The sequence below is a fragment of the Streptomyces sp. NPDC001513 genome (assembly GCF_042894695.1).
Lineage (GTDB): Bacteria > Actinomycetota > Actinomycetes > Streptomycetales > Streptomycetaceae > Streptomyces.
This window is the reverse complement of the sequence record NZ_JBIAVU010000016.1, coordinates 107692-132947: the sequence shown is the minus strand read 5'-3', so window position 1 is coordinate 132947 and position 25256 is coordinate 107692. Positions and strand designations below refer to the sequence as shown.

Here is a 25256-nt window from a genome sequence, read left to right as displayed (position 1 = left end):
TTTCCGTGCTCCTCTCCCCCGGCTCAGTTCCGTGCCGGCTCCGGCAGCGCCGCCTTGAGGTAGCGGCGCGAGTGGTTCCGTAGGTGGTCGAGTGCCCGGTTGACCGGGGCGTAGTCGATGTCGTGCGGTGGCAGTTCACGGCTCCCGTCCGTGACGAAGCGGTCGGACAGCCCCACCGATGCCAGGAAGTCCTCGGCCCGTGAGGCGAAGAGCGGTGGGGCGACGGACACGAAGGGCTTGTTGAAGTTCACGGAGAAGGTGGTTCCGTGGAAGGAACTGGTGACCACGTAGCCGGCCCCGCGGAAGAGGCCGAGGAACTGCTGCGGGGTGGTGAAGTAGGACGTCCGGTCGACTCCGCGGATCCTCCTGCGGCGACCGCCGAAGGTGACCTGAACGACCGGGAGACCGTGCTGCCGTGCCACGTGTCGCGCGATCCGCAACGCCTCCCCCATCCTGTCCTCCTCCACCGAGTAGAGCAGTACGTAGGGTTCGGGCACACCACGGCGGACTTCCGCGATGTCCGCCCATTGGCCGCCGGACAACAGCAGCGTCGGGTCCAGGACCTGCGTGCACTCCGTCACGCCCAGCCCCCGCACGATGTCCACCGCGCCGCGCTCGCGCACCGAGACGGCCGTGTAGCGGGCGAGCAGCGTGCGCGTGATCTCCCGTTCCGCGTCCGGGATCGCGTCCAGGCCGAAGCTCGATGCGTAGGACACCCTCCGGAGGGCGGGAGGTCCGAAGTCGAGGTACAGCGCACGGTCGACGCCTCCGTTGTAGAGGCTGTTCCACACCTGGTCACTGCCCGTGAGGTAGGCATCCGCCACAGGGGGACGAGCCGCCAGTTGCTCCGGGCTGGTGTAGCGACGCGTCAGCGTGGTCCGGCGCTGGAAGGCGGCGAAGCGGCGGCGGGCCACGGCGGCTTCCCTGCCGCGATCGACGACGTTCCACAGCCGCACCGGCAGGACGTGGTCCCCGTCGGTGAAGCGTTTCCCGGCCAGGGCGAGACCGCGCTCGCCGGGTCGGTGGTAGTCCACCAGCCGGACGTCGTGGCCGTCCTCGCGCAGGATGCGGCACAGCGCGTACGCCTGGAGCGCCGACCCGAAGTTCAGCGGAGTGTGCAGCGTGAGCAGGGCGATCCTCATCGGACCGAACCCGCTGCCGACAGGCACAGCCAGTTCCGGAGCAGGGTCTCCGCCGCCTGGTCCCAGGTCGGCAGCGAGTCCAGTGCCCGTACCGCACGAGCGGCCAGCCGCCGTCTTCCGTACGGGTCCTGGAGCAGCGCGACGATGGCGTCGGCCATGCTCCGGGGGTCGTCGGCGACGGCCACCGCCGTCCGGGCCGCGGGGAGCAGTCCCCGCAGTGCCGGGCGGGAGCAGACCACCGGGCATCCGGCGGCCATGGCTTCGATCATCTTGACCTTGACTCCCGAGGCCGTCCACACAGGGCACACGAACACGTCGGCGGCTTCCAGCGTCGGGAGGACGGAGGCCACTTCCCCGACCACGGTGACCCCTCCGGCCGCCGGCGCGGCGGCGCGGAGATCATCCGGCATCCCGGCACCGACGAGCGACAGCCGGGCGGCCGGCATGCGCGCGTGCACCCGCGGCCAGATCTCCCGGACGAGGCTCCACGCCCCCTGGAGCGTGGGAGCCCAGGTGTAGTTCCCGATGAAGGCGACGTGCCGGCCCTCGGCCCTGTGCTCGCGGGGGAACGCGGTGCGCGCCAGGTGGTCGGTTCCGTTGGGCATGACGGCGACCGGCAGGTCCGGCACGTCCCGTACCATCACCGCCACGTCCTCCTCGCAGACGCCGCCCACGAGCGAGGCCCCGGCCCAGGCGCGCAGCTCCCTGGCCCGTGCGGCCTGCCACGAGGCGGCGTCCCGCCCGCCGTCGGCCTGGACCTGGCGGTCGATCAGGTACTCGATGTTCTCCTCGACGAGTACCACCGGCAGGGCCGGATCACGGGGCAGGTGTTCGGCGAGGAAGTACCCCTCGACGTGCACGATGTCGGCGTGACGAGACGCCAGGGCATCGCGCAGGCAGGCGTCGAATGCGGGTGACTGGTACCGCCACACCCTCTCCGGGACGGTGCCGGGGGGTCTCGCTCCGAGCGGTGTCGTGCTCTCGTGCACCCATACGCCGGTGCACAGCGATGTCATCAGAGGGGCGTTGGCGGCGTCGCGGTCGTAGTGCTCGGTGAGGACGAACAGATCGACATCGGCGGTCCGGCCGATCCGTTTCAGCAGTTCCGCCTCGCGCAACTGCCCTCCGCTGTGGGCCGGCAGGGGAATCTGGTTGGTGACGTACACGACGCGCAGCGCGCCCTGCCCGCGGTGGCCTTGCAGAAATCGTTGCCTCGGCATCGGAAACGCTGCACCTCCGTGTGGGCCCCGGAGGAGTATCCCCGCCCCTCCGCGAGCTGTACACACCGCACGCGGCGGCGGACGGGTGCCGTTGGGGCGCGCATGGATGAACGTTCGATGGGGTAGGGGAGGGAGGCCCGTCCCGGGGACTCAGGCGGAGGTGCCGATGAGCAGACTCCTGGCGTGGATCACCGAGCCCTTCCGGCGCAGGATGCGTCGGCGAAAGCTGCGACGGAACGACCCGTTTCTGTACAAATAGGCAGCCGTCCGGGGTTCCAGGTTGCGGGTTCCCGGTTTCAAGGGAGGGCCATGCGCTATTGGGGGATATCCGCCCTGTCACATGACGCGTCGTTGGCCGTCGTCGAGGACGGACGGGTCGTCTTCGCAGGCCATTCCGACCGCTACTCCCGCAGGAGGAACGACCCCTTTCTGCACGCGGACCTGCTCGACGAGGCGGCGGCCTTCGGCCCACCGGACCGGATCGCCTGGTACGAGCGTCCCCTCCTGAAGAAGCTGCGCCATGTCAGAGCGGGCCAATGGAACCACGCGGCATCCGCGTCGGACCTCCCCCGGCGCTACCTGGCAGCCCTGCGCCTGCCGTTCCCCCTCCCGGAGATCGCCTACGCGGACCACCACAGCAGCCACGCGGCAGCCGGCTTCGCGACCAGCTCCTTCGAGGAGGCGGCGGTCGTCGTCGCGGACTCCATCGGCGAGTTCCGGACCTTCACGATCGGGCACGCCCGCCGGGGCGGACCTCTGTCCACCCTCCACCGGCGGTCGTATCCCCACAGTCTCGGGCTGCTGTACAGCGCTTTCACACGGCGCTGTGGATTCCGGCCGAACGAGGACGAGTACATCATCATGGGCATGGCCGCCTACGGACGGCCCCTGCACGTGGACGCCATCCTGGAAGACCTGGTGGAACTCACCCCGCCGACGTTCCGGCTGAAGCGCAACGTCCACCGCGGCATCGGCGACTGGCTGCCCGGGGCCGCCGCCCCGGACCTCGCGGCAAGCGTGCAGCGCGTCGTGGAGACCGTGCTGCTCGGCGCCGCCACCTGGGCCGGGCAGCAGACCGGTTCGCGCAACCTGGTCCTGTCGGGCGGCCTCGCCCTCAACTGCGTGGCGAACAGCCTGCTCGCGCGCGAGGCCGGCTTCGACAGCGTCTGGATCCTCCCCACCCCGGGTGACGCGGGGTCGAGCATCGGCGCCGTGGCCGCCGTGAGCGGCGAGACGCTGGCCTGGCCGGGCCCGTACCTGGGCACGCCCCTGGCAGGGGACTACCCCGTGGCCGAGCTGCTGCGCGAGCTCGGCACGAACGGTCTGGTGGGCGTGGCGAACGGCCGGGGCGAGTTCGGCCCGAGGGCATTGGGCAACCGGTCGATCCTCGCCGATCCCCGCCCGGCCGGAATGAAGGACAAGGTCAACGAGATCAAAGGACGGGAGCGCTTCCGCCCGTTCGCGCCGGTGGTCAGGGCCGAACGGGCCCACGAGTTGTTCGATCTTCCGGTGGCGGCCTCTCCGTACATGCAGTTCACCGCCCAGTGCCGGTCGCCGGCCGACTACCCGGCGATCGTGCACCACGACGGCACGAGCCGGGTCCAGACGGTGGAACGGGCCCAGCACCCCGGCCTGTACGCACTGCTGGAGGAATGGGAATCGCGTACAGGCTGCCCGGTCCTGCTCAACACGAGTCTCAACGGAAGAGGAGAACCCCTGTTGAACTCCGCCGACGACGTGCGCAGGTTCACCGGGCACACCGGCCTTCCCGTCTACTGAGGACACCCGTGGTCAAGCTTCTGGTCACCAACGGCTGCAGCTGCACCCGGGGCGAGGAACTGCCCGATCCCGCGTCCCACGCGTGGCCCACCCTCCTGGGGACAGCGTTGGGGATCGACGTGTTCAACCTGGCGCGGGACGGCTCGTCCAACCGGCGCGTCGTGAGAAGCACCGCGGCCCGGCTCGCCGACGTCTGCGCCGAGCGCCGGCTCCGGCCGCAGGAGGTCATGGTGCTCCTGGCATGGACCCAGTCCTCGCGTCACGAATACCATGCGCCCCGCGAGAAACCGGAGGTCCGCACCGGACCGGCCGACGGGCCCGGCGACCGCGGATGGCAGCGGATCGGCCCCTGGCGGCAGGACGCCGGCCACAAGCCGTCCCGCGCCTTCTACGATCACCTCTGGTCCGAGGAGGGCCAGCTCGCCAACTTCTTCCTCGACTGGGCACTGCTGGACGCCTTCCTCCGGCAAGGCGGCTTCCACGCCCGGTACGCCTTCGCGTTCCCGCTCACCGGGACGGTTCCGGACCTCGCCCGGCCCTTCACCCGCATGCTGCGCGAGGACACGGTCTGGGGCGGACTGCCGCCCCGGCCCGGCCATTCGTTCCTGGAAATGCCCGACGGTCTCGCCCGCGGCCCCGGCGGACACCCCCTCGAAGAGGGCCATGCCTGGTTCGCCACGTCCCTCGAGAAATGGCTGTCCGCATGACGGCCCGGCCCACGGCGAGCGTGGTGATCCCCGCCCGCAACGCGGCCCCGTACCTCGAAGCCCAGCTCGCCGCCCTGGTCGCGCAGGACTTCGCCGCTCCCTACGAGGTGCTCGTCGCCGACAACGGCTCCACGGACGCCACCGCGGCGATCGCCCGGCGCTGGGCCGGGCGCCACGCCTTCGTCCGGCTCGTCGACGCCCACGCCCGAGCGGGCATCGGCTACGCCCGCAATACGGGGGTGCGGGCCGCGACCGGCGACGTGGTGCTGTTCTGCGACTGCGACGACGAGGCCGCCCCGGGCTGGATCTCCGGAATGGTCGAAGCACTCGGGCGGGCCGACGTGGTGGGAGGACGGCTGGATCTCACGCGTCTGAACCCGCCGGCGGTCCGTGCCTGGCGCGGTGACCCGGAACTCCACTCCCTTCCCGTGACGATGCGCTTCCTGCCCTACGCGACCGGGGCGAACCTCGGTGTCCGCACATCCGTCTACCGCGACCTCGGGGGCTTCGACGAGGCCTACACCGGCAGCCACGACGACGTCGAGTTCTGCTGGCGCGCCCAACTCGCCTCCCGCTCCCTCACCTACGCACCCGACGCCGTGATGCACTACCGGCTCCGCGGGGACCTCCGCGCCCTGGCAAGGCAGCGGTCCGGCTACGGGCGCTCCTACGCCCGGCTGTACGCCCAGTACCGTCACCTCGGGATCCCGCCGGGCAGCCTGGCCGGCGAGGCGCGGACCTGGGCGCGCCTGGCCCTGCGCGTGCCGCACCTGGCCACCGCCGCCGGGCGCGGGCGCTGGATGTTCGACGCGGCCTGGAACTACGGCCGCCTCGCAGGCGCGGTGAAGCACCACACGTGGTGCCCCCAGTAAGCCGGCGCGGGATCCAGGGCCATCTCACAGTGGTGTCTTCGAGCCGAGGCCCCCGGGTGTCCTCGGAATCCAGTCGGGAACCACCGCGACCTCCTTCGGGTCCGGCTCGCGCATGGTCACGCGCCAGCCGCCCTCCCCGGTGGGGCCTGTGAGGCGGACCGAGAACCCCTTGATCTGTGCGGTGTCGTGGAAGTACACGACGACGAGCTGCCGCACGGACCCCTCGTCGTAGAACTCCGCGGTCACCTTTCCCCCGGCCCCCTTCCCGAAGGCCTGGATCCAGTTCTGCGCGGTCTTCTCGACCTCACCCTTCACCGCGTCGTCGTCGGCATCGGCCGCGAGCGACTCCAGTTCGTCGGTCCGGCCGTCGGACAGCCGCCAGATCAGCTTCTGCGTGATCCGGAGCGAGTCGGAGGTGGGATAGCCGACGACGCCCAGCGGTTCGTGATTGCCGTAATCGGTCCCGTACTGGAGAACCTCCTCATCGGCGGCGCAGGCGCTGAGCGCACCCGCTGCCAGGACGACGGCCACCACGGCCCGTACTGCCGGAGCCGCCCTCAGCGCGCGCCTGGGCCCTCTCCCACGGCGTCGCGCCGCGGAGAAACGAGTAGCCATACTTCCTCGGTCTTTCGGTGAGTACCAATTCACGCCATGGCCGAGATTAGCCGCACGGGATTCCCCGCTCCGCAGGGTGTGGGCTACGCCCGCCGGAGTTCGAGCACGGGAATGACGCGGATGCCGGCGGTCTTGCGTGCGTACTCGGCGAAGCCGGGGTAGCGCCCCGCCTGCTCGGCGTAGATGCGGTCGCGGTCCGCGCCGGTCACCTCGCGGACGGTCACCCGGTAGGTCTCGGTGCCCCGTTCGACGGCGCCCTCACCGGCGGCGATCAGGTTGCGGTACCAGTCCGGGTCGGTCGGTGCTCCGGCCTTGCTCGCGAAGACGTAGACGACGTCCGGGTCGGTGTCGTGCGGGAGGTACATCATCGGGCTGACCCGCTCCTGCCCGCTCTTGCGGCCTCGGTGATGGACGAGGGCCAGCGGAGCGCCTTCGAAGGCCCCGCCGACCCTGCCCTCGTTCGCCCGGAACTCCGCGATGGTCTTCGCGTTCCAGTCGAGCTCTTCGCTCATGTCGAACTCCCGTCGTTCACGTCCCGGCGGTGATGCCGTGTCAGCCCAGCGCGCGGTCGAGGTTGAAGGCGGCGCTGATCAGCGAGAGGTGGGTGAAGGCCTGCGGGAAGTTGCCCAGTTGTTCTCCGGTCGGCCCGATCTCCTCCGCGAACAGCCCGAGGTGGTTGCCGTAGGTGAGCATCTTCTCGAAGGCGAGCCGGGCCTCCTCCAGCCGGCCTGCCCGGGCGAGCGCCTCCACGTACCAGAAGGAGCAGATCGAGAAGGTGCCCTCGGGGCCGTGCAGGCCGTCCGGGCTGGCGGTCGGGTCGTACCGGTACACCAGCGAGTCGGAGACCAGGTCCGTGGTGAGCGCGTCCAGGGTGGAGAGCCACTTGGGGTCGGTGGGCGAGATGAACTTGGCCATCGGCATCATCAGCAGCGAGGCGTCCAGCACGTGGTCGTCCAGCCCCTGGACGAACGCACCGCGCTCGGTCGACCAGCCGCGCCGCATGATCTGCCGGTAGATCGCGTCCCGGGACTCCCGCCAGCGGGGCAGGTCCGCCGGCAGACCACGGCGGTTCGCCATGCGCATCGCCCGTTCCAGCGCCACCCAGCACATCAGCCGCGAGTACACGAAGTTCCGCCGGCCCGCCCTGGTCTCCCACACCCCCTCGTCGGGCTGGTCCCAGTGCTCGCACAGCCAGTCCACCACGGCACCGACCTCGTCCCAGCGGTCGCTGCTGATCGGCTGCCCCCACTTGTCGTAGAGGTAGATCGAGTCGATCAGGGCACCGTAGATGTCCAGCTGGAGCTGGCCGGTGGCGGCGTTGCCCACCCGGACCGGTGCGGAGCCGAGGTATCCCTCCAGGTGCGAAAGCTCGTATTCGGGCAGGTCGGTGCGCCCGTCGATGCCGTACATGATCTGCAACGGGCCGGTCTCCCCCGTGCCCCGCAGGATGCCCCGCTCGGAGATGAACCCCATGAACGCCTCGGCCTCCGAGGTGAAGCCCAGGCGCAGCATCGCGTAGACGCAGAAGGCGGCGTCGCGGACCCAGACGTAGCGGTAGTCCCAGTTGCGCTCGCCGCCGATCTGCTCGGGCAGGCTGGTGGTCGGCGCGGCGACGATCGCACCGGTGGGCGCGTAGGTGAGCAGCTTCAGCACCAGCGCGGAGCGGTTCACCATCTCCCGCCACCGCCCGTGGTAGCGGGAGCCGGCCAGCCAGTGGCGCCAGAACCGGACGGTCGCCTCGGCCTGCTCCTGCGCCTCGGCGCGCGGGCACGACCGGGGTGGGAGGCCGTCGCCGATCTGGTCGAGGGCGAAGACGTGGGACTCGCCTTCGAGGAGCTTGAAGTGCGACCACACGTCCAGGCCGTCGCTCTCCAGGGGGGCGGTCGCGGTCAGCGCGAGCGTCAGCGACGGGGAGCGGAACACCGCCGTGTGGCCTTCGAGGTGCGCGGTGTGCGCTTCGGCGCCGTAGCCGAAGCGGGGGGCGATCCGGGCTCTGAACGGGAGGGTTCCGCGGACGCAGATCACCCGCCGGATCAGCCGGTGCCGGGCCGCCTCGCGCGACTCGTCGACCACGGGCATGAAGTCCTGGATCTCCGCCACCCCGTCCGCGGCGAAGAACCGTGTGATCAGCACGTTCGTGTCGGGGAAGTAGAACTGTCTGGTGCGGCTCGGGACCTCGGCGGCCAACTCGAACGACCCGCCGCGGTCGGCGTCGAGGATGGACCCGAAGACGCTGGGCGCATCGAAGCGCGGGCAGCAGTACCAGTCGATGGTGCCGTTCGTGCCGACCAGGGCGGTCGTACGGAGATCGCCGATCAGGCCGTGCTCGGAGATGGGGATGTAACGGCCGCCGTCCACCTGCTCGAAACCAGCCGTGTCGAACGCCATACCGGCCTCCCTGCCGCTGTGGCCCGGGCCTGGGGATGAAGTCTCGCTCTTCATGCTAGACCGCTGGGTGCGGCGGGGTCTGCCGGCCGCCCCGGGTCACCCTCCGGACGCGAGGCCCAGGGCAGCGGCCAGGAGCGTCTCGGCGGCTCGCCGGGCATCGGAGAACACCCGGTTGTCGTTGCAGGACGCCGCCAGCGCATTCGCCCCTTCGAAGATCACGGCGAGTTGCCGGCCGAGGGCCTCCGGGTCGGCCGCTCCGGCCTCCGCGGCGACGGCCACGAGGCGATCGCGGAAAGCCTGCTTGTGCCGCTGCGCAAGGCGGGCGACCTCCGGGAGCTCGCCGGCGCCTTCGACGACGGCGTTGTGGAAGGGGCATCCGCGGATGGGCGTCGACGCGTCGCCCTCGACCGGGGTGAAGATCGCCAGCAGTCGCCGGGCCGGGGCCAAGTCGGCGCGGTCCAGCTCCGCTTCAGCGGCGATCGGGTTCTCCGACTCGAATCGCCGGAGATACTGCTCCACCAGCGCGTTCTTGGTCGGGAAGTGCGCGTAGAAGGTCCGGGGCGAGACGTGCGCGGCCTCCATGAGGGCCGCCACACCGGTGGCACGGATACCGCGCGTGTAGAAGAGCTCCTCCGCGGCCCGCAGGATCCGCTCACGCGCCCCGCGCCCGCCACGGGCCGCCCCCGCGGTTGATGTCGATGCCCCCATACCCGGAAGTATAGCGAGCGCTTTACATCCGACGGGGTGGGCGTGGCCTGGATCTCGTGAAGTAAAGCGATCGCTATACGCACGGGCGTGCCTCGAAGGACACGACCTCGACATCGTCGAAGTGGGGCACGCGGACCGCGACGGCAGCGCGGTGCTGCACGTGCCGGACCTCGGCCTGGTGGTGGCCGGCGACGTGATCTACAACGGGGTGCACATGTACCTCGACGACGCCGAGGCCGCCCTGCCGCGTTCGGACGTTTCGGCATGCCCGGGGTGCGGGCGGGGGAGGATGGGCGCATCCATCCGAAAGGGAGTGAACTCTTGCCGGATCCCATCACGTTGGCGGCCCTCGGCGCACTCGCGCTCAGCGAGGGGGTCAAGTTCCTCTATGTCCAGGCCGGAGAGGTGCTGAGGCAGCGCAGGGAACGCAGAGCGGAAGCCGTCGAGCTCCCCGGGGAGCTGTTCGAGCGCCCGCAGGCGGCGCCGCTCCGCGTGGACCTGGAACGCGCCGGGGAGCTGGAGCCGGAGCTGCGGCAGCTGCGGCAGGCGCTCAGCGAGTACGGCCAGGGCGTGGACGAGATCGACCCGGGCGACGCCTCGACCGTCGAGCTGGTCGACGCCCTGAGGCGCACCCTGGAATCGATCTACGGGCAGCCGATCGTCTTCAAGGGCGAGTCGACGGCGGGGACCGCCATCGACCTGACCGGTGAAGTCTCGGTCAAGGAGGTGCGCGGCTACGTGGCCGCGGTCCGGGCCCGTGCCGTGCGTTCGGGCACGGTCAAGGGCACCGTGCGCGCCGACTCGGTCGAACAGGGCGGGCAGGCCATCGGTCTGGACGTCGGTGAGATCGGCTGACACCTGAGCCTCGTCCCGGTCCCGTCCGGGACCGGGACGAGGCTCAGGAATCCGGGAAGGCGGCGAGGAGCAGGTCCTCGACCGCCGGATCCCGGCTGAGGACGGCCAGCAGGCTCAACAGGTCCGGGTGGTCGAAGTTGGCGAGGGTCCGTGACCGCAGGAGGGCGTCGAACTCGTCCCTGGCCTCGCGGTCGCCGTTCAGCGCCTTCACCACGAGGATCTCGGCGACGGAGGACAGCGCGGCGCCGCGGACCTGCGTCGCCGACGGCAGGAGCCCGCGCAACTCGGCGTACCAGCCCGCCCGGGCCGCCGTCTCGGCGATGTACCGGAAGGTGTTCGCCTGCCAGTGCGCATCGGTCATCCCGGATGCGCACTGCTCGGCCTCGGCGAACGAGGCCTTCGCCCGTTCGGTGTCGCCCGCGTGGTGATGGGCCTCTGCCAGCTGTGCGGCCAGGAGGGACCCGCGGTGCAGCGTGGCGTCGTCATCCTGCAGGTGTTCGACGTCGCGGGCGTAGTACCCGCGGAAGGCATCCCAGCCGGCCGCCGCCCATCGCGCCCGACCGGCCCAGCCTTCCATGATCTGCAAGGAGGTCCGGGCCAGCTCGGGCTCGCCCAGATCGATGGCGGACATGGCCACGTGGGCGGCCTCGGCTTCGCTGCCGTAGCTCAGGGTGGCATCGAGGTGGCTCCGCGGACCGTGCCGTGCCTCTTCCTCCAGGGCTTCGACGATCGTGGTGAGCCCGGGGCGAGCGGCCGCGGCGGTGCGGGAGGCTCCCTCGACATCGCCCTTGGCGCGCAGGTAGCACACCGTCAGGGCCTGCGCCTGCAGCGCCGAGTGGTATGCGGTGGCCCTTTCGTCCGACTCGCCCTGGGCGCCGCCCAACAGGTCGAACTCCTCGAGCTCTCCGCCCAGGATCAGATCTCGACGGACATCGGGCCGGAGACGGAGCAGCATCGAGCCGACATGCGTCGTCGGAGTCCGGAGCACCGCGAGGGCCTCGTCCGGCCGCCGGGCGCGCAGGAGGTTCTTGACGATGCGGTCCCTGGTCCGCGGCAGGCGGCGCTTCTGAGGCTTCGCCGTGAACATCTCGTGGGCCCGCCCGGCCAGCAACGCCGCCCGCTCGCGGTCGCCGCGCACGTGCGATGCCCACGCCAGGCACGACAGGGCCGCGGAGTCCATGGACGTGCCGTGGGATCGCACCAGGGAACGGGCGACCGCACCCGTCAGCCTCTCGTGATCGCCGTCGACGAGGACGAGCATCGCCTGGGTGCGAAGGTCGCCCGGCACGGCCGCAGCGGTCTGCCGCGCCGACTCCAGGATCTCGTCCGCCCGGTCCGTGTCCGTCTCCGCCCGACTGACGTACGACAAGGCCCGGACGACTTCGGCGGGGTCCGCCTCGATGATCTGATCGGCCTGGGCTCTGGCCTCGGTCAACCGTCCGGACGAGCACAACGTCCGGATCAGCGCGAGCCTGAAACCGACGTCGCAGGGACCGTGGAACGGATCGACGTGCCCCCGGTACATCTCCCACATGAAGTCGTCGTCGAAGCCTGCGTCGGCCCGTTCGACCGCCAGGTCGAGGAACCGGTGCGCGCGTGGGTCCCCCTTGCCGAAGAGGAACCTCGCGTAGTACAGGCTCGCCCACGGGTCCGTGCCGTCAGCGAGTTGCCGTTCGCCCAGCTCCCGCACGGACGCCGCCTCGTTGTCGCCGCTCACCGCCGCCTCGACGATCCGGGCGAGGAAGACCCCGTTCGCGTCAAGCCGGTAGTGGTACTTGTGCACGGGATCGGTCAACTCGGCGTACACGACATCGAATCGACCCCGCGCGGCTTCTGTCACGAGGACGGAATTGGGCACCTCCGGCATGGAGAGATAGGACTTGTGCGGGTTCCCTTCCCGAGTGTGGGGCTCGTGGGACTCGTGCGCATCCATCACGTACCCGCAGAGTTCGGGCAGGTCGTCGAGGTCTTCTCCGGCCAGGGCCAGCTGTGAGACGACCTCCATGGCGGCCCGGGCCCGGACGATCGCCTCCTGCACCTTGAAAACAGGGAAGATGCACAGATCCCCGCTGTCGCTCTCGCTCAGGAAGAACGCCAGGTATCCGAGCAGTTCATCGTCGGCGATGTCGAGGATCGCCTTCCATCCTTCGAAGTCCATCTCCGGCATCAGCGGGGCGAGGAGCGCTGCCACGGAGGAGGACCAGGTCGGGTCGATGACACCGAATCCGGAGCGCCGTACGAGATCCACCACCTGCGGCAGGTTGCCGGGATCCCGGGAGCCGACCGCTGCCAGGATCAGCAGATGCCAGACCAGGGAGACGTCCTGGGGATAGGTGCGCGCCTTGGCGGCTCCGGCCTCGACACCCCACCTGAGGGCGGCCTCCGTGGGGGTGAGGGCGTCGGCTTCGATCTGGGCGCGGGCCGAGGCGAGCGCCAGGGCGGTGACCCGTTCGTACTCGCCCACGCGGAGAGAGGACTCCAGGGCGAGGGCGAGGGTGCCCAGGTGGGGCTCACGGTGGGGCGCCGCGGCCCGCTGACCGGCGAGGAACTCCGCGGAGCACGCGAGACCGTAGAGCCGGTCGCGGAGGGTCCGGGCGCGCGAACGGGTCAGGTCCGGCTGTTCCAGGGCCGTCATCAGGTGGTGCGGCAGATGCCCCAGGTAGTACGGGTCGTCGCAGCCGGCCCAGGCGCCTTCCCACTGGTCGAAGGCGTGGGCGGCGATGCGTTCGTGTCCTTCCGCGACGTCGAGGCGCGGGTCGAGACCCTTCAGGAGGAAGTCGGCGAACGAGCGGTGGAAGAGCGTCCAGGGGCCGCGCGGGGCCCCTACCAGGTACTGGCCGAGGTCCTGGACGGCGTCCTGAGTGGTCCGTGCGGTCTCGTCGAGGATCTCGGCGAGCTGCGGGGTGGTGAAGCCGTCCCCCTGGGCCGCGACCAAAACGGACAGGAGCGGCCGGAACTGCGTGCGCCAGCGTTCCTCCGCGGCCGTGTTGCCGATCGGCCGGATCTCGCGGCGCAGGAACTGCTCGTAGACGCCCTCGAGGTCGCCGGGCAGAGCGGGCCCGGTTTCGAGTGCGCCGGCGTCGCGTACGCCGGTGATCAGCTCCTGGGTGAGGTGGTAGACGTACAGGTAGTTCCCCGCGCCGCCGGACGCCAGCCGCAGGGCCAGGGCCTCGCGTTCGGCGGGGTCCCCGATGGCGGCCGACAGCCGGTGGAGGGCGTACTCCGCCAGGTCGGCGTCGGGATCGGGTGCGTCGGCGACCAGATCGAGCGCGACCGCGTCCTCTCGGGCCTCGATGGCCCGGACGATGCGTTGGTCGGGCCGAGAGGTGACGACGAAGCGCAGGGGCACCCCGTCCACCGCGTCCAGGACGAGCTCGGCGATGGTCCGGTGCGTCCGGTAGGTGAGCGCCTCGTCGAGGGCGTCGATCACCACGAGGGGCCAGGGGTCCGGCGCGAGCCGTTCGAGGGGCCTGCGGACCAGCCTGTCGAACGCCTCGTCGGCGGAGACGCTGGAGATCGTGACCTTGACGCCGATGACGGTTCCCCCGGGGAACACCGTCTCGGCCGACGCGGACCCTTCGATGCGCACCTCGCCCTGGCGTCCCGACAGTTCGGTGCTGACCCGCATGAGCGCGTCGGCGAACCCGGGTAAGGACGCACTGAACTGCTCGGCGAGCGACTCGGCGAACCGCACCGGGTCGCAGGTCCGCCGGTCGTTGGCGCGGCACCGGTGCACCGCGGCGCAGCCGCCGCTGTTGCCCCACAAGTGGTCGACGGCAGCGGACTTGCCGGTTCCCGGCCCTCCGGTGAGGAGCAAGTGCCGCGCTCCTGAGGCCGTCCACTCCCCGACCGCGTCCACGAGCCAGGCGCGTCCGATGTAGGCGTTCGCGCCGGAAGCCGATCCGGCGTCGCTCTCTCGGCCTTCGCTTGTCACAACCCAAGCATAGAACCCGCATGAACGCCGGTCTCCTTGTTGGGACTTGTCCGCGTCGACGGGGTGACGGCGCGCGCGACCCTGACCGCGTCCGCCGTCGCCCGTACGTCGTGGACGCGTACGGCCCAGGCGCCCTGGTGTGCGGCGATGGCCGACAGCGCGGCCGTCGCCGCGTCCCGGTGGTGGGCCGGGGGCGGCGTCCCGTGCGCGTCCGCCAGGACGTGTCCGAGGAACCGCTTGCGGGAACCGGCGACCAGGACCGGTCGCCCCAGGGCCCGCAGGTCCGCCATCCCGGCCACCAGGGCGAGGTCGTGCCGTGCCTCCTTGGCGAAGCCGAGTCCCGGGTCGACCACGAGCCGCTCCGGGGCGATGCCCGCGGCGACCGCGGCGTCGATGCGGTCGCGGAGTTCCGTGACGACCTCGGCCACCACATCCCCGTAGACGGCACGGCTGTTCATGTCGTGGCTGAATCCGCGCCAGTGCATGAGGACGAAGGGGACGCCGCAGGCCGCCACGGCCGGAATCATGGCGGGGTCGGCCAGGCCCCCGCTGACGTCGTTGACGAGGACCGCGCCCGCCTCGACCGCCCGCCGGGCGACGGCGGCGCGCATGGTGTCGACGGACACCAGGACACCCTCCGCGACCAGCCCCCGCACGACGGGAACGACCCGGCGCACCTCCTCGCACTCGTCGACGCGGGCGGCGCCGGGACGGGTCGATTCGCCGCCGATGTCGACCAGGTCGGCGCCGTCGGCCACCAGACTCAGGCCGCGCTTGACGGCGGCGGCCGTGTCGAACCACCGGCCCCCGTCCGAGAAGGAGTCCGGGGTCACGTTGACGACACCCATGACCGCGCAGCGGTCCCAGTCGGGCAGACCGTCGACGGCGCTCACGACGGCTGCCGCGGCTGCGGGCTTCGCAGTCACCGCACTCTCCTTTGTGACATGTGTGGGGGAACGTCCCCGCGTTCGGGTCGGAACATCGGTCGGGGATGTTCCGACCCGAACGCGGATCAGACGGTCGTGGTGCCGGTCTCCGCGCGGACCTCGCGAGCCGCTGCGACGAGGTTCTCCAGAGAGGCGCGGGTCTCGGTCCAACCGCGGGTCTTCAGACCGCAGTCGGGGTTGACCCAGAGCCGCTCCGCCGGGATGGCCTCCAGCCCCTTGCGCAGGAGGGCCGCCGCCTCGGCGGCCGAGGGGATGCGCGGGGAGTGGATGTCCCAGACGCCGGGGCCGGCCTCGCGGGGGTAGCCGTGCTCGGCGAGCTCGGTCGCGACCTGCATGTGGGAGCGGGCGGCCTCCAGACTGATGACGTCGGCGTCGAGGTCGTCGATGGCCTGGACGATGTCGCCGAACTCCGCGTAGCACATGTGGGTGTGGATCTGGGTCTCCGGCCGCACGCCCGAGGTCGTCAGCCGGAAGGACTCCGTGGCCCACGCCAGGTAGTCGGCGTGGCCGTCGGCGCGCAGCGGAAGCGTCTCGCGCAGGGCGGGCTCGTCGACCTGGATCACCGAGGTTCCGGCCGCTTCGAGGTCGTTCACCTCGTCGCGCAGGGCCAGTCCGACCTGGCGGGCGGTCTCGCCGAGCGGCTGGTCGTCGCGTACGAAGGACCAGGCGAGCATGGTGACCGGGCCGGTCAGCATGCCCTTGACCGGCTTGCCCGTCTGCGACTGGGCGTACGTCGTCCAGCGCACGGTCATCGGCTCCGGACGGGAGATGTCCCCGGCGAGGACCGGCGGGCGCACGTACCGGGTGCCGTAGGACTGGACCCAGCCGTGCTGGGTCGCCAGGTATCCCGTCAGCTGCTCGGCGAAGTACTGGACCATGTCGTTGCGCTCGGGCTCACCGTGCACGAGCACGTCGATGCCCGTCTTCTCCTGGAACGCGAGCACCTCCCGGATCTCGTCCTTGATCCGCTCCTCGTAGCCGGCGGTGTCGATGCGCCCGGCCCGCAGGTCGGCGCGGGCTACGCGCAGCTCGTCGGTCTGCGGGAACGAGCCGATCGTGGTGGTGGGCAGCAGCGGCAGCCCCAGGTGGGCGCGCTGGGCGACCGCGCGGTCGGCGTACGGCTGGGGGCGCCGCCCGTCCGCGTCGGTGATCGCCGCGGTGCGGGCCCGTACCGCGGGGTCGTGGGTGATCGGAGAGGTGGCGCGGGAGGCCAGGTCGGCGCGGTTCGCGGCGAGTTCCGCGGTGATCGCGTCGGTGCCCTGGGCGAGGCCGCGGGCGAGCGTGGTGATCTCGGTCGTCTTCTGGCGGGCGAAGGCGAGCCAGCGCCGCACCTGCGGGTCGATGTCGCGCTCGGCGCCGGCGTCCAGCGGCACGTGCAGGAGGGAGCAGGAGGCGGAGACGTCGACCCGGTCGGCGAGCCCGAGGAGGGTCCCGAGCGTGGTCAGCGACTTCTGGTAGTCGTTGATCCAGATGTTGCGGCCGTTGACCACGCCCGCGACGAGGCGCTTGCCCGGGAGCCCGCCGACCGCCGCGAGGTCGGCGAGGTTGGCGGCCGCGGCATCGGTGAAGTCGAGGGCGAGGCCCTCCACCGGGGCCTTCGCCAGCACCGGGAGCGCTTCACCCAGCCGGTCGAAGTACGAGGCGACGAGCAGCTTCGGGCGTTCCGTGAGGGCGCCGAGTTCCCGGTAGGTGCGGGCCGCGGCGTTCAGCTCGGCCGGAGTGCGGTCCTGCACCAGGGCGGGCTCGTCCAGCTGGACCCACTCGGCACCGGCCGCGCGGAGCTCGGCCAGCACCTGGGCGTAGACGGGCAGCAGCCGGTCCAGCAGGGTGATCGGCTCGAAGTCGGCAGCCACGCCCGGGGCGGGCTTGGCCAGGAGCAGGTAGGTGACCGGGCCGACCAGCACGGGCCGGGCTGCGTGCCCCGCGGAGAGGGCCTCGGTGAGTTCGGCGACCTGCTTGGTGGAGTCGGCGGTGAAGACGGTGTCGGGGCCGAGCTCGGGGACCAGGTAGTGGTAGTTCGTGTCGAACCACTTGGTCATCTCCAGCGGGGCCACGTCCTGGGTGCCGCGCGCCATCGCGAAGTAGCCGTCCAGGGCGTCGGCTTCGACGGCGGCCCGGTGTCGGGTGGGGATCGCGCCGACCATGACCGTGGTGTCCAGGACGTGGTCGTAGTACGAGAAGTCCCCGGTCGGAACCTCGGTGATGCCGGCTTCGGCCAGCTGGGCCCGGTTGGCCCGGCGCAGCTCGTGGGCGGTCTCCCGGAGGGTGTCCGCGGTGACGCGGCCCTTCCAGTAGCCCTCGATCGCCTTCTTCAGTTCGCGGTTCTGACCCTGGCGGGGGTAGCCGTGGACGGTGGCCTGTACTGCCGCGGCTGCGGACTCGGTGGTCACGGAACTCTCCTTCGCGAGCGTGTCTCCATGGACCCGGTGGGGGCCGAAGGCGCGAAGGGTGCCGGAACGGGCGGACCGCCGGTCACGTACGTACGGGTACGCGACGGGGAGGATCCGCCTGAAAGCACGCCGACCCGCCCACGAGGTCACCGGGAAACCGGGCGCGATCGTTCGCGCTCGGGCAACGGGCAGGTCTTCGGACTCATGGGCACGCCGGCCACTCGGGCAGACACCTACTGGCCGTCGCTTCCCAGGACCGGTTCCGGTCCCAGTGCTTATGACGGCGGTCGTTCCCACTTACCGCTGCGGGGCAGTCCCGGATTCCCACCGGGTTCCCTCTTACGACGCCTCCCGCCTGGCGGACGGGGGCGAACCAGCTGCGAGGTCCACACTAGGCGGCCGGACTAAAGAATGGGCAGAGCGTTCCAGATATCGGACGGCGATTCGAGATCATCCGCCCGTGAACACCGGATAGGGGACGTACGTCTGACGGTCGGGGTCCACCGCGAGCCGGCCGCCGGCCGGCGGCCTGGCCCGCTGGGCGCAGTCGCGGCGTTCGCAGATCCGGCAGCCGAGGCCGATCGGGGTCGCGGCCGACGGATCCGCCACCGCGAGGCCCTCGGCGTAGACGAGCCGGGACGCGTGGCGGAGCTCGCAGCCCAGCGCGACGGCGAACTCGGCCCGTCGTGCGCGATGGCCGTGGGCGCCGCGGGTCACGGTCCGCGCGATCCAGAAGTACCTCTTTCCGTCGGGCATTTCGGCCACCTGGGTGAGGATCCGGCCGGGGGCGGAGAACGCCTCGTAGACGGTCCACAGCGGGCAGGTGCCGCCGAGCCGGGAGAAGTGGAAGTCGGTCGCGGACTGCCGCTTGGAGATGTTCCCGGCCCGGTCGGCCCGCAGGAACGAGAACGGCACCCCGCGCTGCCCGGTGCGCTGGAGGGTGCTCAGCCGGTGGCAGACCGTCTCGAAACCGACCCCGAAGCGGGCCTGGAGCAGCTCGATGTCGTAGCGCAGTTCCTCGGCCGCCGCCCGGAAGGGCCCGTAGGGCATCAGGAGGGCGCCCGCGAAGTAGTTCGCCAGCCCGACCCTGGCCAGCCCCGAGGATGCCTCGGAGTCGAAGTCGGTGTCGTCCACCAGGGAGTCGAGCAGCGGGCCGTGGGCCAGCAGCGCCAGCTGGGTGGCGAGTTGGAAGGCCCGCTGCGCGTCGGTCAGCCAGGGCGACAGGAACAGGAGGCCCCGGTCGCGGTCGAACCGGCGGGCGTCCGAGGAGCGGTCGGGGGCGCCGTCGAGGAGGGTCACTCCGTGCCGGGTGGCGAGGACTTCCGCGAGACGGTCCGCGGTACGGGACACGGAGCCGCCGCGCAGGTTCGCCGCGACGGCTTCCGCCTCGGTGTCGAGCTCGTCGAAGTGGTTGTGGTGGGCGTAGAAGAAGTCCCTTACCTCGTCGTGCGGTTCGGCGCGCACCGCGGCGGTCGAGTCTCCCGGCGGAGCCAGGGCGGCCGCCTGCTCGGCCGCGTCGCGGTAGCGGTGGTGGAGCGCCACGAGCGCCTTCGCGATGTCCGGGTGGTCCCGGGCCATGTCCGCGATCTCCTGGGAGGCCACCGAGACCCCGCCGGCCTCGTCCGCGAGGGCGGCCCGCAGATCGGTGGTGAGGCGTTCCTCATGGGCTTCGGAGAAGAACTCGGGGTCGACCCCGAACACCTCCGCGATCTTCAGCAGGACGGGTGCGGTGAGCGGCCGCTGACTGTGCTCGATCTGGTTGAGGTAGCTGGTGGACAGGTCGAGCGCGCGGGCCAGCTCCACCTGGTTCATGCCCCGCTCGCGCCGCAGTCTGCGCAGTTTCGCGTGGGCGTAGATCTTGCGTCCGACCGTACGTCCCATGGGCGACAGCGTCCCTTTCCACCTGGTCCTCTCTTGCGAAGGTAGCACTCGCCTCTTTCGCAAGATTCGCAGATTCGCAGGATTCCCCGGGAGTGATTCCGCAGGTTGGAGCGGTCGACCCGGCTCCGAAAGCGGGAAAGGGTGAGACATCGAAGCGCCCGATTTCCGCACCCGACGATTTCCGCACCCGACGATTTCCGCACCCGAGGAGTTCCGTGATCGAGCACGAGGTACGCGTCCATCCCAGCGCCGACCGTCTCCCGCGCGAGGAACAGCTCGCCTGGAAGCTGGCCGAGACGGCCACCGGCACCGAGCGGCCCCCCGCCCTCGACCGCCGGGCCGCCGACATGGCGGTGAACCGGATCGTGGACAACGCCTCCGTGGCCGTGGCCTCCCTGCTGCGCCGCCCCGTCGCGGTGGCCCGGGCCCAGGCCGCACCCCACCGGGCGACGCCCGGAGGCTCCGTGTTCGGCCTGCCGCCGGAAGTGCGGGTCTCCCCCGAGTGGGCGGCCTGGGCCAACGGCACGGCCGTGCGCGAGCTGGACTTCCACGACACCTTCCTGGCCGCCGACTACTCCCACCCGGGCGACAACATCCCGCCGCTGCTGGCCGTCGCCCAGCACGCCGGCCGCTCGGGCGCCGACCTGCTGCGCGGGATCGTCGCCGCCTACGAGGTGCACGTCGCCCTGGTCCGGGGCATCTGCCTGCACGAGCACCGCATCGACCACGTGGCCCACCTCGGCGCCGCCACCGCCTGCGGGCTAGGCGCCCTGCTGGACCTCGACACCGCGACCGTCCACCAGGCGGTCCAGCAGGCCGTGCACACCACGACCGCGACGCGGCAGTCCCGCAAGGGGGAGATCTCCAGCTGGAAGGCGTACGCCCCGGCCTTCGCCGGCAAAGCCGCGATCGAGGCCGTCGACCGGGCGATGCGCGGGGAGGGCTCCCCCTCCCCCGTCTACGAGGGCGAGGACGGTTTCCTCGCCTGGATGCTGAACGGCCCGCAGGCCTCCTACCGCGTCTCGCTGCCCGCCCCAGGGGAGCCCCGGCGGGCGATCCTCGACACCTACACGAAGGAGTACTCCGCCGAGTACCAGGCCCAGGCGATCATCGACCTGGCCCGCCGGATGCGGGAGAAGACCGTCCCGGCCTCCGGGATCCGCGAGGCCGTCCTCCACACCAGCCACCACACCCACCAGGTGATCGGCTCGGGCTCGGGCGACCCGCAGAAGTACGACCCCACCGCGAGCCGCGAGACCCTGGACCACTCCGTCCCGTACATCCTGGCCGTCGCGCTGGAGGACGGCACCTGGCACCACGAGCGCTCCTACTCCCCCGAGCGCGCGCGGCGTCCGGAGACCGTCGCCCTCTGGCGGAAGATCTCCACCGTCGAGGACCCCGAGTGGACACGCCGCTACCACCACCCCGATCCCGAGCGCCGGGCCTTCGGCGGCCGCCTGGTGATCACCCTCGACGACGGCAGCGTCATCGAGGACGAGCTCGGCGTCGCGGACGCCCACCCCGCCGGCGCCCGGCCCTTCGACCGGGCCGCCTACACGGGCAAGTTCCGCAGCCTGACCGAGGGCATCGTCACGGCCGACGCCCAGGACCGTTTCCTCGACGCGGCCGGCCGACTCGCGGAACTGGACACCGCCGGGCTCGCCGCCCTGTTCCCCGCGGTCGACACGGGCCGTACGGCCGCGTACGACAGGACGCTCCCGAAGGGACTGTTCTGATGCTGCACACCCACACCACCGCGGCCTCCAGGCGCCGGGGTTTCCGGGAACAGCTCGCCTCCGGCCGGCTGTTGCGCATGCCCGGCGCGGTGAATCCGTACTCGGCACGCCTGATCCAGGAGGCCGGCTTCGACGGGGTGTACCTCTCCGGGGCGGTGCTCGCCGCGGACCTGGGGCTGCCGGACATCGGCCTGACGACCTCGACCGAGGTCGCGGCCCGCGCCCAGCAGATCACCCGGACCACCGACCTGCCCGCCCTCGTCGACGCCGACACCGGCTTCGGGGAGCCGCTGAACGCCGCCCGGACCGTCCAGCTCATGGAGGACGCGGGTCTCGCCGGCCTCCACCTGGAGGACCAGGTCAACCCCAAGCGCTGCGGCCATCTCGACGGGAAGACCGTGGTCCCGCGGGAGACGATGGTGCGGCGGGTGCGCGCGGCGGTCGAAGCCCGCAGGGACGCGGACTTCCTGCTGATGGCCCGTACCGATGCCCGCGCGGTGGAGGGGCTGGAAGCGGCGATCGACCGCGCCAAGGCATACGTCGACGCGGGTGCGGACGCCGTCTTCCCCGAAGCCCTGGCCGACGAGGCCGAGTTCGAGGCGTTCCGCGCGGCCGTGGACGTGCCGCTGCTGGCCAACATGACCGAGCTCGGCAAGGGCCGGCTGCTGTCCGCGCGCACGCTGGAGGACCTCGGCTACAACCTCGTGATCTATCCCGTCACCCTCTTCCGCCTCGCCATGGGCGCGGTCGAGGACGGCCTGCGCACGCTCGCCGAAGAGGGAACACAGGAATCGCTCCTCCCCCGCATGCAGACCCGTTCCCGGCTCTACGAGGTCCTCGGGTACGACGCGTACTCGGCCTTCGACGGGAACGTCTTCGACTTCACCCTGCCTCCCGGCACCTGATCCCACCGGAGTGCGCCATGACCGCCACCATCCCTGAGATCCACCGCGGACTCGCCGGTGTCGTCGTCGACACCACCGCGATCTCCACCGTGATCGAGGAGACCAACTCCCTGACCTACCGCGGCTACCCGGTCCAGGACCTCGCCGCACGCTGTTCCTTCGAGGAGGTCGCCCACCTCCTCTGGTACGGCGAACTCCCCGACGCCGGACAGCTGGAGCGGTTCCGGGCCCGGGAACGCGCGCTGCGCCCGCTCGACCGCACCACCGCCGAACTCCTCGCGGGCCTGCCCCGGACCTGCCACCCGATGGACGTCCTGCGCACGGCCGTCAGCTTCCTCGGCGCGGAGGACCCCACCGAGGACGAGGAGGGCACGGCCGGACACCTCACGAAGTCGCTCGGGCTCCTGGCCAGGCTGCCGGTGGTCGTGGCGGCCGATCACCGGCGCCGCCTCGGGCAGGATCCCGTCCGACCCGATCCGGAACTCGGGTACGCGGAGAACTTCTTCCACATGTGCTTCGGGGAGGTGCCCGCCCCGGAGGTGGTCCGCTGCTTCGAGATCTCGATGATCCTCTACGCCGAACACAGCTTCAACGCCTCGACGTTCACCGCGCGGGTGGTCACCTCCACCCTCTCCGACCTCTACAGCGCGGTGACGGCGGCGATCGGCGCCCTGAAGGGTCCGCTGCACGGCGGAGCGAACGAGGCGGTCATGCACATGCTGCGGGAGATCGGCGATCCCGAACGGGCCGGGGAGTGGCTCGACCGGGCCCTGGCCGACAAGCGCAAGATCATGGGGTTCGGGCACCGGGTCTACAAACACGGCGACTCCCGCGTCCCGATCATGCAGGAGGCCACCGACCGGCTCGTCGCCCGGGCCGGAGACCGGGAGGGACACGGGAAGGGAGACCGGACGGGAGACCGGGAGGCCGGCACCCTCGCGGCCCTGCACGCGGCCCTGCGACACGCGATGATCGACCGCAAGGGCATCCACCCGAACCTCGACTACCCGGCGGCCCTCGCCTACCACCTGATGGGCTTCGACGTCCCCATGTTCACCCCGCTGTTCGTGATGAGCCGGATCACCGGATGGACGGCCCACATCACCGAGCAGCTGGGGCACAACGCGCTGATCCGGCCGCTCGGCGCGTACACCGGTCCGCCGCAGCGGCCGCTGCCCCGGGCGGTCTGACACCGGGGGGCACGCGGGTCGGGGCCGCCACGGAGCCGCTACGGAGCCGCGGGGTCGGCGCGGGGCATGTCGGCGCCCAGGGGACGGGCGGCTCCGCCTCGGATGGCGTGGATGACCGCGTCGTGCAGGTCGCGGCTCGCGCCCTCGCTGGGGCACAGGACGGGGCTTCCCGCAAGCGGGAGCCAGTCGGACGCCCCGGCGTACTGCACCGTGATGTGTGCGAGGCTGTCGTCCTCGGTCCAGGTGGTGTGGATGTCGAGCTCACCGGTGAGGACGTGCCCGCTCTCGCCGGTCTCGCCGGTCTCGACCCCGCCGCGCCCGGTGAAGATCCCGCGTGTGGTCCATGATGCCCAGCTCATCCCGCCTCCCTGCCGCTCGCGTCTTCCTGCCAGTGTGACCCGATCGGCCGTCGCGCGCCGCCTGCGGGTCCGTACGTCCCGGAATCGGTGCGGCAGGAGCGGGCCCGTCAGGCGGGTACGTGCAGGTCCGGGACGACGGTGCGGAGCTCTTCGGCGGTCAGCGCGCCGGCCCTGACGAGGGTGGGGACGGGGCCGGTCACGTCGACGATCGACGACGGCACGGCGGCGGGGGTCGGGCCGCCGTCGAGGTAGACGGCGACGGAGTCGCCGAGCATGTGCCGGGCGGCGTCGCAGTCCTGTGGGGAGGGTCGGCCGGTGAGGTTGGCGCTGGAGACCGCCATGGGGCCGGTCTGGTCGAGGAGTTCGATGGTGAGCGGGTGGTGCGGCATGCGGACGGCGACCGTCCCGTTGGTGTCTCCGAGATCCCATTTCAGCGTCGGCTGGTGCCGGGCGACGAGGGTGAGAGCGCCGGGCCAGAAGACCTCGACGAGCTTCCAGGCGTCGTCCGGGAGGTCGGTGACGAGATCGTCCAGGGCGGCCGGGGAACCGATGAGGACGGGTGAGGGCATCTGCCGGCCGCGCCCCTTGGCCGCGAGCAGGGCGGCCACCGCCTGCGGGTCGAAGGCGTCCGCGGCGATGCCGTAGACGGTGTCCGTGGGCAGTACGACGAGCCGGCCGCCCCGCACGGCCGACGTCGCCGCGCTCAGCCCGGCAGCGCGCTGGGGTGCCTCGGAGCAGTCGTAGCGCTCGGCCATGGGTCCGTCCTTCACTCGGGTGGGTCTCGGCGGCATCGTACGCAGCGCCGAGCCCGCCGGGCTCGGGGTTCCGGGCCTGGATTCAGCCGTAGGGGTGATCAGCCGGTGGGTGCGGCGGACGAGGTCGCGGTGGGGAGGCCGTGGGCGGTGACGAGTCGGGCGCTGCCGTTGGCGAGCTGGTAGGCGAGGCCGACGACGCCGGTGTGGCCCGAGGAGACCTGGTCGGCCAGGACGCGGGAGCGGTCGAGGAGCAGGTCCACGGTGTGCCGTATGTGCGTGTCGATGAGGTCGCTGTCCGCGGTGAGTCCGGCGGCGCGGGCCGCGAGCACGCTGGGGGTGACGCGTTCGACGACGTCGCGGACGTACCCGGCGGCCGGCAGCCCCTCCTCCACGGCGGCACGCGCGGCCGCGACGGCGCCGCACGAGTCGTGTCCGAGGACCACCACGAGGCGGCAGTCCAGCACGCTCGTGCCGTACTCGATGCTGCCCAGCACCTCCGGGCCCAGGACGTGGCCGGCGGTGCGGACCACGAACAGGTCACCCAGTCCCTGGTCGAAGATGATCTCGGCGGCCAGCCTCGAATCGGAGCACCCGAGCAGCACGGCGAAGGGCTGCTGGGCCGGGGCGAGCTCGGCCCGGCGCGCGGCGTCCTGGTTCGGGTGCTGCGGCGCCCCGGCCACGAAGCGCTGGTTCCCGGCGAGGAGGTCGTCGAGCGCCTGAGCAGGAGGGACGGGAGTGGAAGCCATGGCGGCAGCGTACGAGAAGCCCCGCCGAGCCGCGCGGCCAGGGGCCCGTCGTCCCGCCCGCCGGACCGGCCCGGGCGCCCCTATGACGGAAGTCTTACGTGCGCGCGTGGGAGACCCCTACGGGATT

At 71.6% G+C, this 25256-nt stretch carries 21 protein-coding genes and 1 riboswitch; of the genes, 7 read left to right on the top strand and 14 right to left on the bottom strand.

Annotated elements, in window-relative coordinates:
* Positions 1-23: 23 nt before the first annotated feature.
* Positions 24-1142 carry a polysaccharide pyruvyl transferase family protein gene (locus tag ACFYZ4_RS31855; RefSeq protein WP_351290829.1) on the bottom strand — a complete coding sequence of 373 codons (1119 nt, stop codon included), beginning with the start codon at positions 1140-1142 and terminating at the stop codon, positions 24-26.
* Positions 1139-2362 (bottom strand): glycosyltransferase, encoded by a 1224-nt coding sequence (locus ACFYZ4_RS31850; RefSeq protein WP_390785472.1) that lies wholly within the window; start codon positions 2360-2362, stop codon positions 1139-1141. Before ACFYZ4_RS31850 ends, ACFYZ4_RS31855 begins: the two co-directional genes overlap by 4 nt.
* Before the next feature lie 309 nt (positions 2363-2671).
* On the opposite strand from ACFYZ4_RS31850, the gene ACFYZ4_RS31845 reads away from it, so the two are divergent.
* From ACFYZ4_RS31845 to ACFYZ4_RS31835, 3 genes are read left to right on the top strand one after another with little or no spacing between them, the layout of a single operon-like run.
* Positions 2672-4141: a carbamoyltransferase gene (locus ACFYZ4_RS31845; RefSeq protein WP_390785471.1), complete on the top strand. Its 1470-nt coding sequence runs from the start codon at positions 2672-2674 to the stop codon at positions 4139-4141.
* Positions 4142-4149: 8 nt separating this feature from the next.
* Positions 4150-4848 carry a DUF6071 family protein gene (locus tag ACFYZ4_RS31840; protein ID WP_390785470.1) on the top strand — a complete coding sequence of 233 codons (699 nt, stop codon included), beginning with the start codon at positions 4150-4152 and terminating at the stop codon, positions 4846-4848.
* Positions 4833-5720, top strand: coding sequence for a glycosyltransferase (locus ACFYZ4_RS31835; protein ID WP_351290821.1), 888 nt, complete (start codon positions 4833-4835; stop codon positions 5718-5720). The genes ACFYZ4_RS31840 and ACFYZ4_RS31835 overlap by 16 nt, the downstream gene beginning before the upstream one ends.
* Positions 5721-5744: 24 nt before the next feature.
* Here the strand turns inward: ACFYZ4_RS31835 and ACFYZ4_RS31830 are convergent, their stop codons facing one another.
* The 5 genes from ACFYZ4_RS31830 to ACFYZ4_RS31810 all read right to left on the bottom strand — a co-directional run bounded on the left by ACFYZ4_RS31830 (position 5745) and on the right by ACFYZ4_RS31810 (position 9645).
* Entirely contained in the window at positions 5745-6254 is a 510-nt protein-coding gene (locus tag ACFYZ4_RS31830) for a hypothetical protein (protein WP_351290819.1), read from the bottom strand.
* 164 nt (positions 6255-6418) lie between these two features.
* Positions 6419-6847, bottom strand: a complete 429-nt coding sequence (locus ACFYZ4_RS31825; RefSeq protein ID WP_351290817.1) for a nitroreductase family deazaflavin-dependent oxidoreductase — start codon at positions 6845-6847, stop codon at positions 6419-6421.
* Positions 6848-6887: 40 nt separating this feature from the next.
* A complete protein-coding gene (locus ACFYZ4_RS31820; RefSeq protein WP_351290815.1) occupies positions 6888-8723 on the bottom strand; it encodes a glycoside hydrolase family 15 protein in 1836 nt (611 codons plus the stop codon).
* Between the two features lie 96 nt (positions 8724-8819).
* Positions 8820-9431, bottom strand: coding sequence for a TetR/AcrR family transcriptional regulator (locus ACFYZ4_RS31815; protein WP_390785469.1), 612 nt, complete (start codon positions 9429-9431; stop codon positions 8820-8822).
* A 73-nt stretch (positions 9432-9504) separates the two neighbouring features.
* The gene (locus ACFYZ4_RS31810) at positions 9505-9645 is read right to left on the bottom strand and encodes a hypothetical protein (RefSeq protein ID WP_390785468.1); all 141 of its coding nucleotides are present in this window, start codon (positions 9643-9645) and stop codon (positions 9505-9507) included.
* 107 nt (positions 9646-9752) lie between these two features.
* On the opposite strand from ACFYZ4_RS31810, the gene ACFYZ4_RS31805 reads away from it, so the two are divergent.
* Positions 9753-10286: a hypothetical protein gene (locus ACFYZ4_RS31805; RefSeq protein ID WP_384345539.1), complete on the top strand. Its 534-nt coding sequence runs from the start codon at positions 9753-9755 to the stop codon at positions 10284-10286.
* Positions 10287-10329: 43 nt separating this feature from the next.
* On the opposite strand, the gene ACFYZ4_RS31800 is transcribed toward ACFYZ4_RS31805, so the two are convergent.
* From ACFYZ4_RS31800 to ACFYZ4_RS31785, 4 genes are all read right to left on the bottom strand, one after another.
* Positions 10330-14220 carry a hypothetical protein gene (locus ACFYZ4_RS31800; protein WP_351298689.1) on the bottom strand — a complete coding sequence of 1297 codons (3891 nt, stop codon included), beginning with the start codon at positions 14218-14220 and terminating at the stop codon, positions 10330-10332.
* A complete protein-coding gene (gene folP / locus ACFYZ4_RS31795; RefSeq protein WP_351298692.1) occupies positions 14217-15068 on the bottom strand; it encodes a dihydropteroate synthase in 852 nt (283 codons plus the stop codon). Before folP ends, ACFYZ4_RS31800 begins: the two co-directional genes overlap by 4 nt.
* A gap of 164 nt (positions 15069-15232) precedes the next feature.
* Positions 15233-17557, bottom strand: a complete 2325-nt coding sequence (metE, locus tag ACFYZ4_RS31790; protein ID WP_390785467.1) for a 5-methyltetrahydropteroyltriglutamate--homocysteine S-methyltransferase — start codon at positions 17555-17557, stop codon at positions 15233-15235.
* 169 nt (positions 17558-17726) lie between these two features.
* Positions 17727-17950: riboswitch (cobalamin riboswitch) on the bottom strand.
* Between the two features lie 57 nt (positions 17951-18007).
* Complete coding sequence (locus tag ACFYZ4_RS31785; RefSeq protein ID WP_390785466.1) at positions 18008-19438, bottom strand: short-chain fatty acyl-CoA regulator family protein; 1431 nt, start codon at positions 19436-19438, stop codon at positions 18008-18010.
* Positions 19439-19653: 215 nt separating this feature from the next.
* Between ACFYZ4_RS31785 and ACFYZ4_RS31780 the strand changes: the two genes are divergently transcribed.
* From ACFYZ4_RS31780 to ACFYZ4_RS31770, 3 genes are read left to right on the top strand one after another with little or no spacing between them, the layout of a single operon-like run.
* Positions 19654-21174 carry an MmgE/PrpD family protein gene (locus ACFYZ4_RS31780; protein ID WP_390785465.1) on the top strand — a complete coding sequence of 507 codons (1521 nt, stop codon included), beginning with the start codon at positions 19654-19656 and terminating at the stop codon, positions 21172-21174.
* The gene (gene prpB, locus ACFYZ4_RS31775; RefSeq protein ID WP_390785464.1) at positions 21174-22079 is read left to right on the top strand and encodes a methylisocitrate lyase; all 906 of its coding nucleotides are present in this window, start codon (positions 21174-21176) and stop codon (positions 22077-22079) included. The genes ACFYZ4_RS31780 and prpB overlap by 1 nt, the downstream gene beginning before the upstream one ends.
* 17 nt (positions 22080-22096) lie before the next feature.
* Positions 22097-23269 carry a bifunctional 2-methylcitrate synthase/citrate synthase gene (locus ACFYZ4_RS31770; protein ID WP_390785463.1) on the top strand — a complete coding sequence of 391 codons (1173 nt, stop codon included), beginning with the start codon at positions 22097-22099 and terminating at the stop codon, positions 23267-23269.
* A 38-nt stretch (positions 23270-23307) separates the two neighbouring features.
* On the opposite strand, the gene ACFYZ4_RS31765 is transcribed toward ACFYZ4_RS31770, so the two are convergent.
* The 3 genes from ACFYZ4_RS31765 to ACFYZ4_RS31755 form a co-directional block, all read right to left on the bottom strand.
* On the bottom strand, positions 23308-23628 hold the full coding sequence (locus ACFYZ4_RS31765; RefSeq protein ID WP_351298673.1) for a hypothetical protein: 321 nt from the start codon (positions 23626-23628) through the stop codon (positions 23308-23310).
* Between the two features lie 107 nt (positions 23629-23735).
* A complete protein-coding gene (locus ACFYZ4_RS31760; protein ID WP_390785462.1) occupies positions 23736-24383 on the bottom strand; it encodes an L-threonylcarbamoyladenylate synthase in 648 nt (215 codons plus the stop codon).
* Between the two features lie 98 nt (positions 24384-24481).
* Positions 24482-25129: a carbonic anhydrase gene (locus ACFYZ4_RS31755; RefSeq protein ID WP_351298668.1), complete on the bottom strand. Its 648-nt coding sequence runs from the start codon at positions 25127-25129 to the stop codon at positions 24482-24484.
* Positions 25130-25256 lie beyond the last annotated feature (127 nt).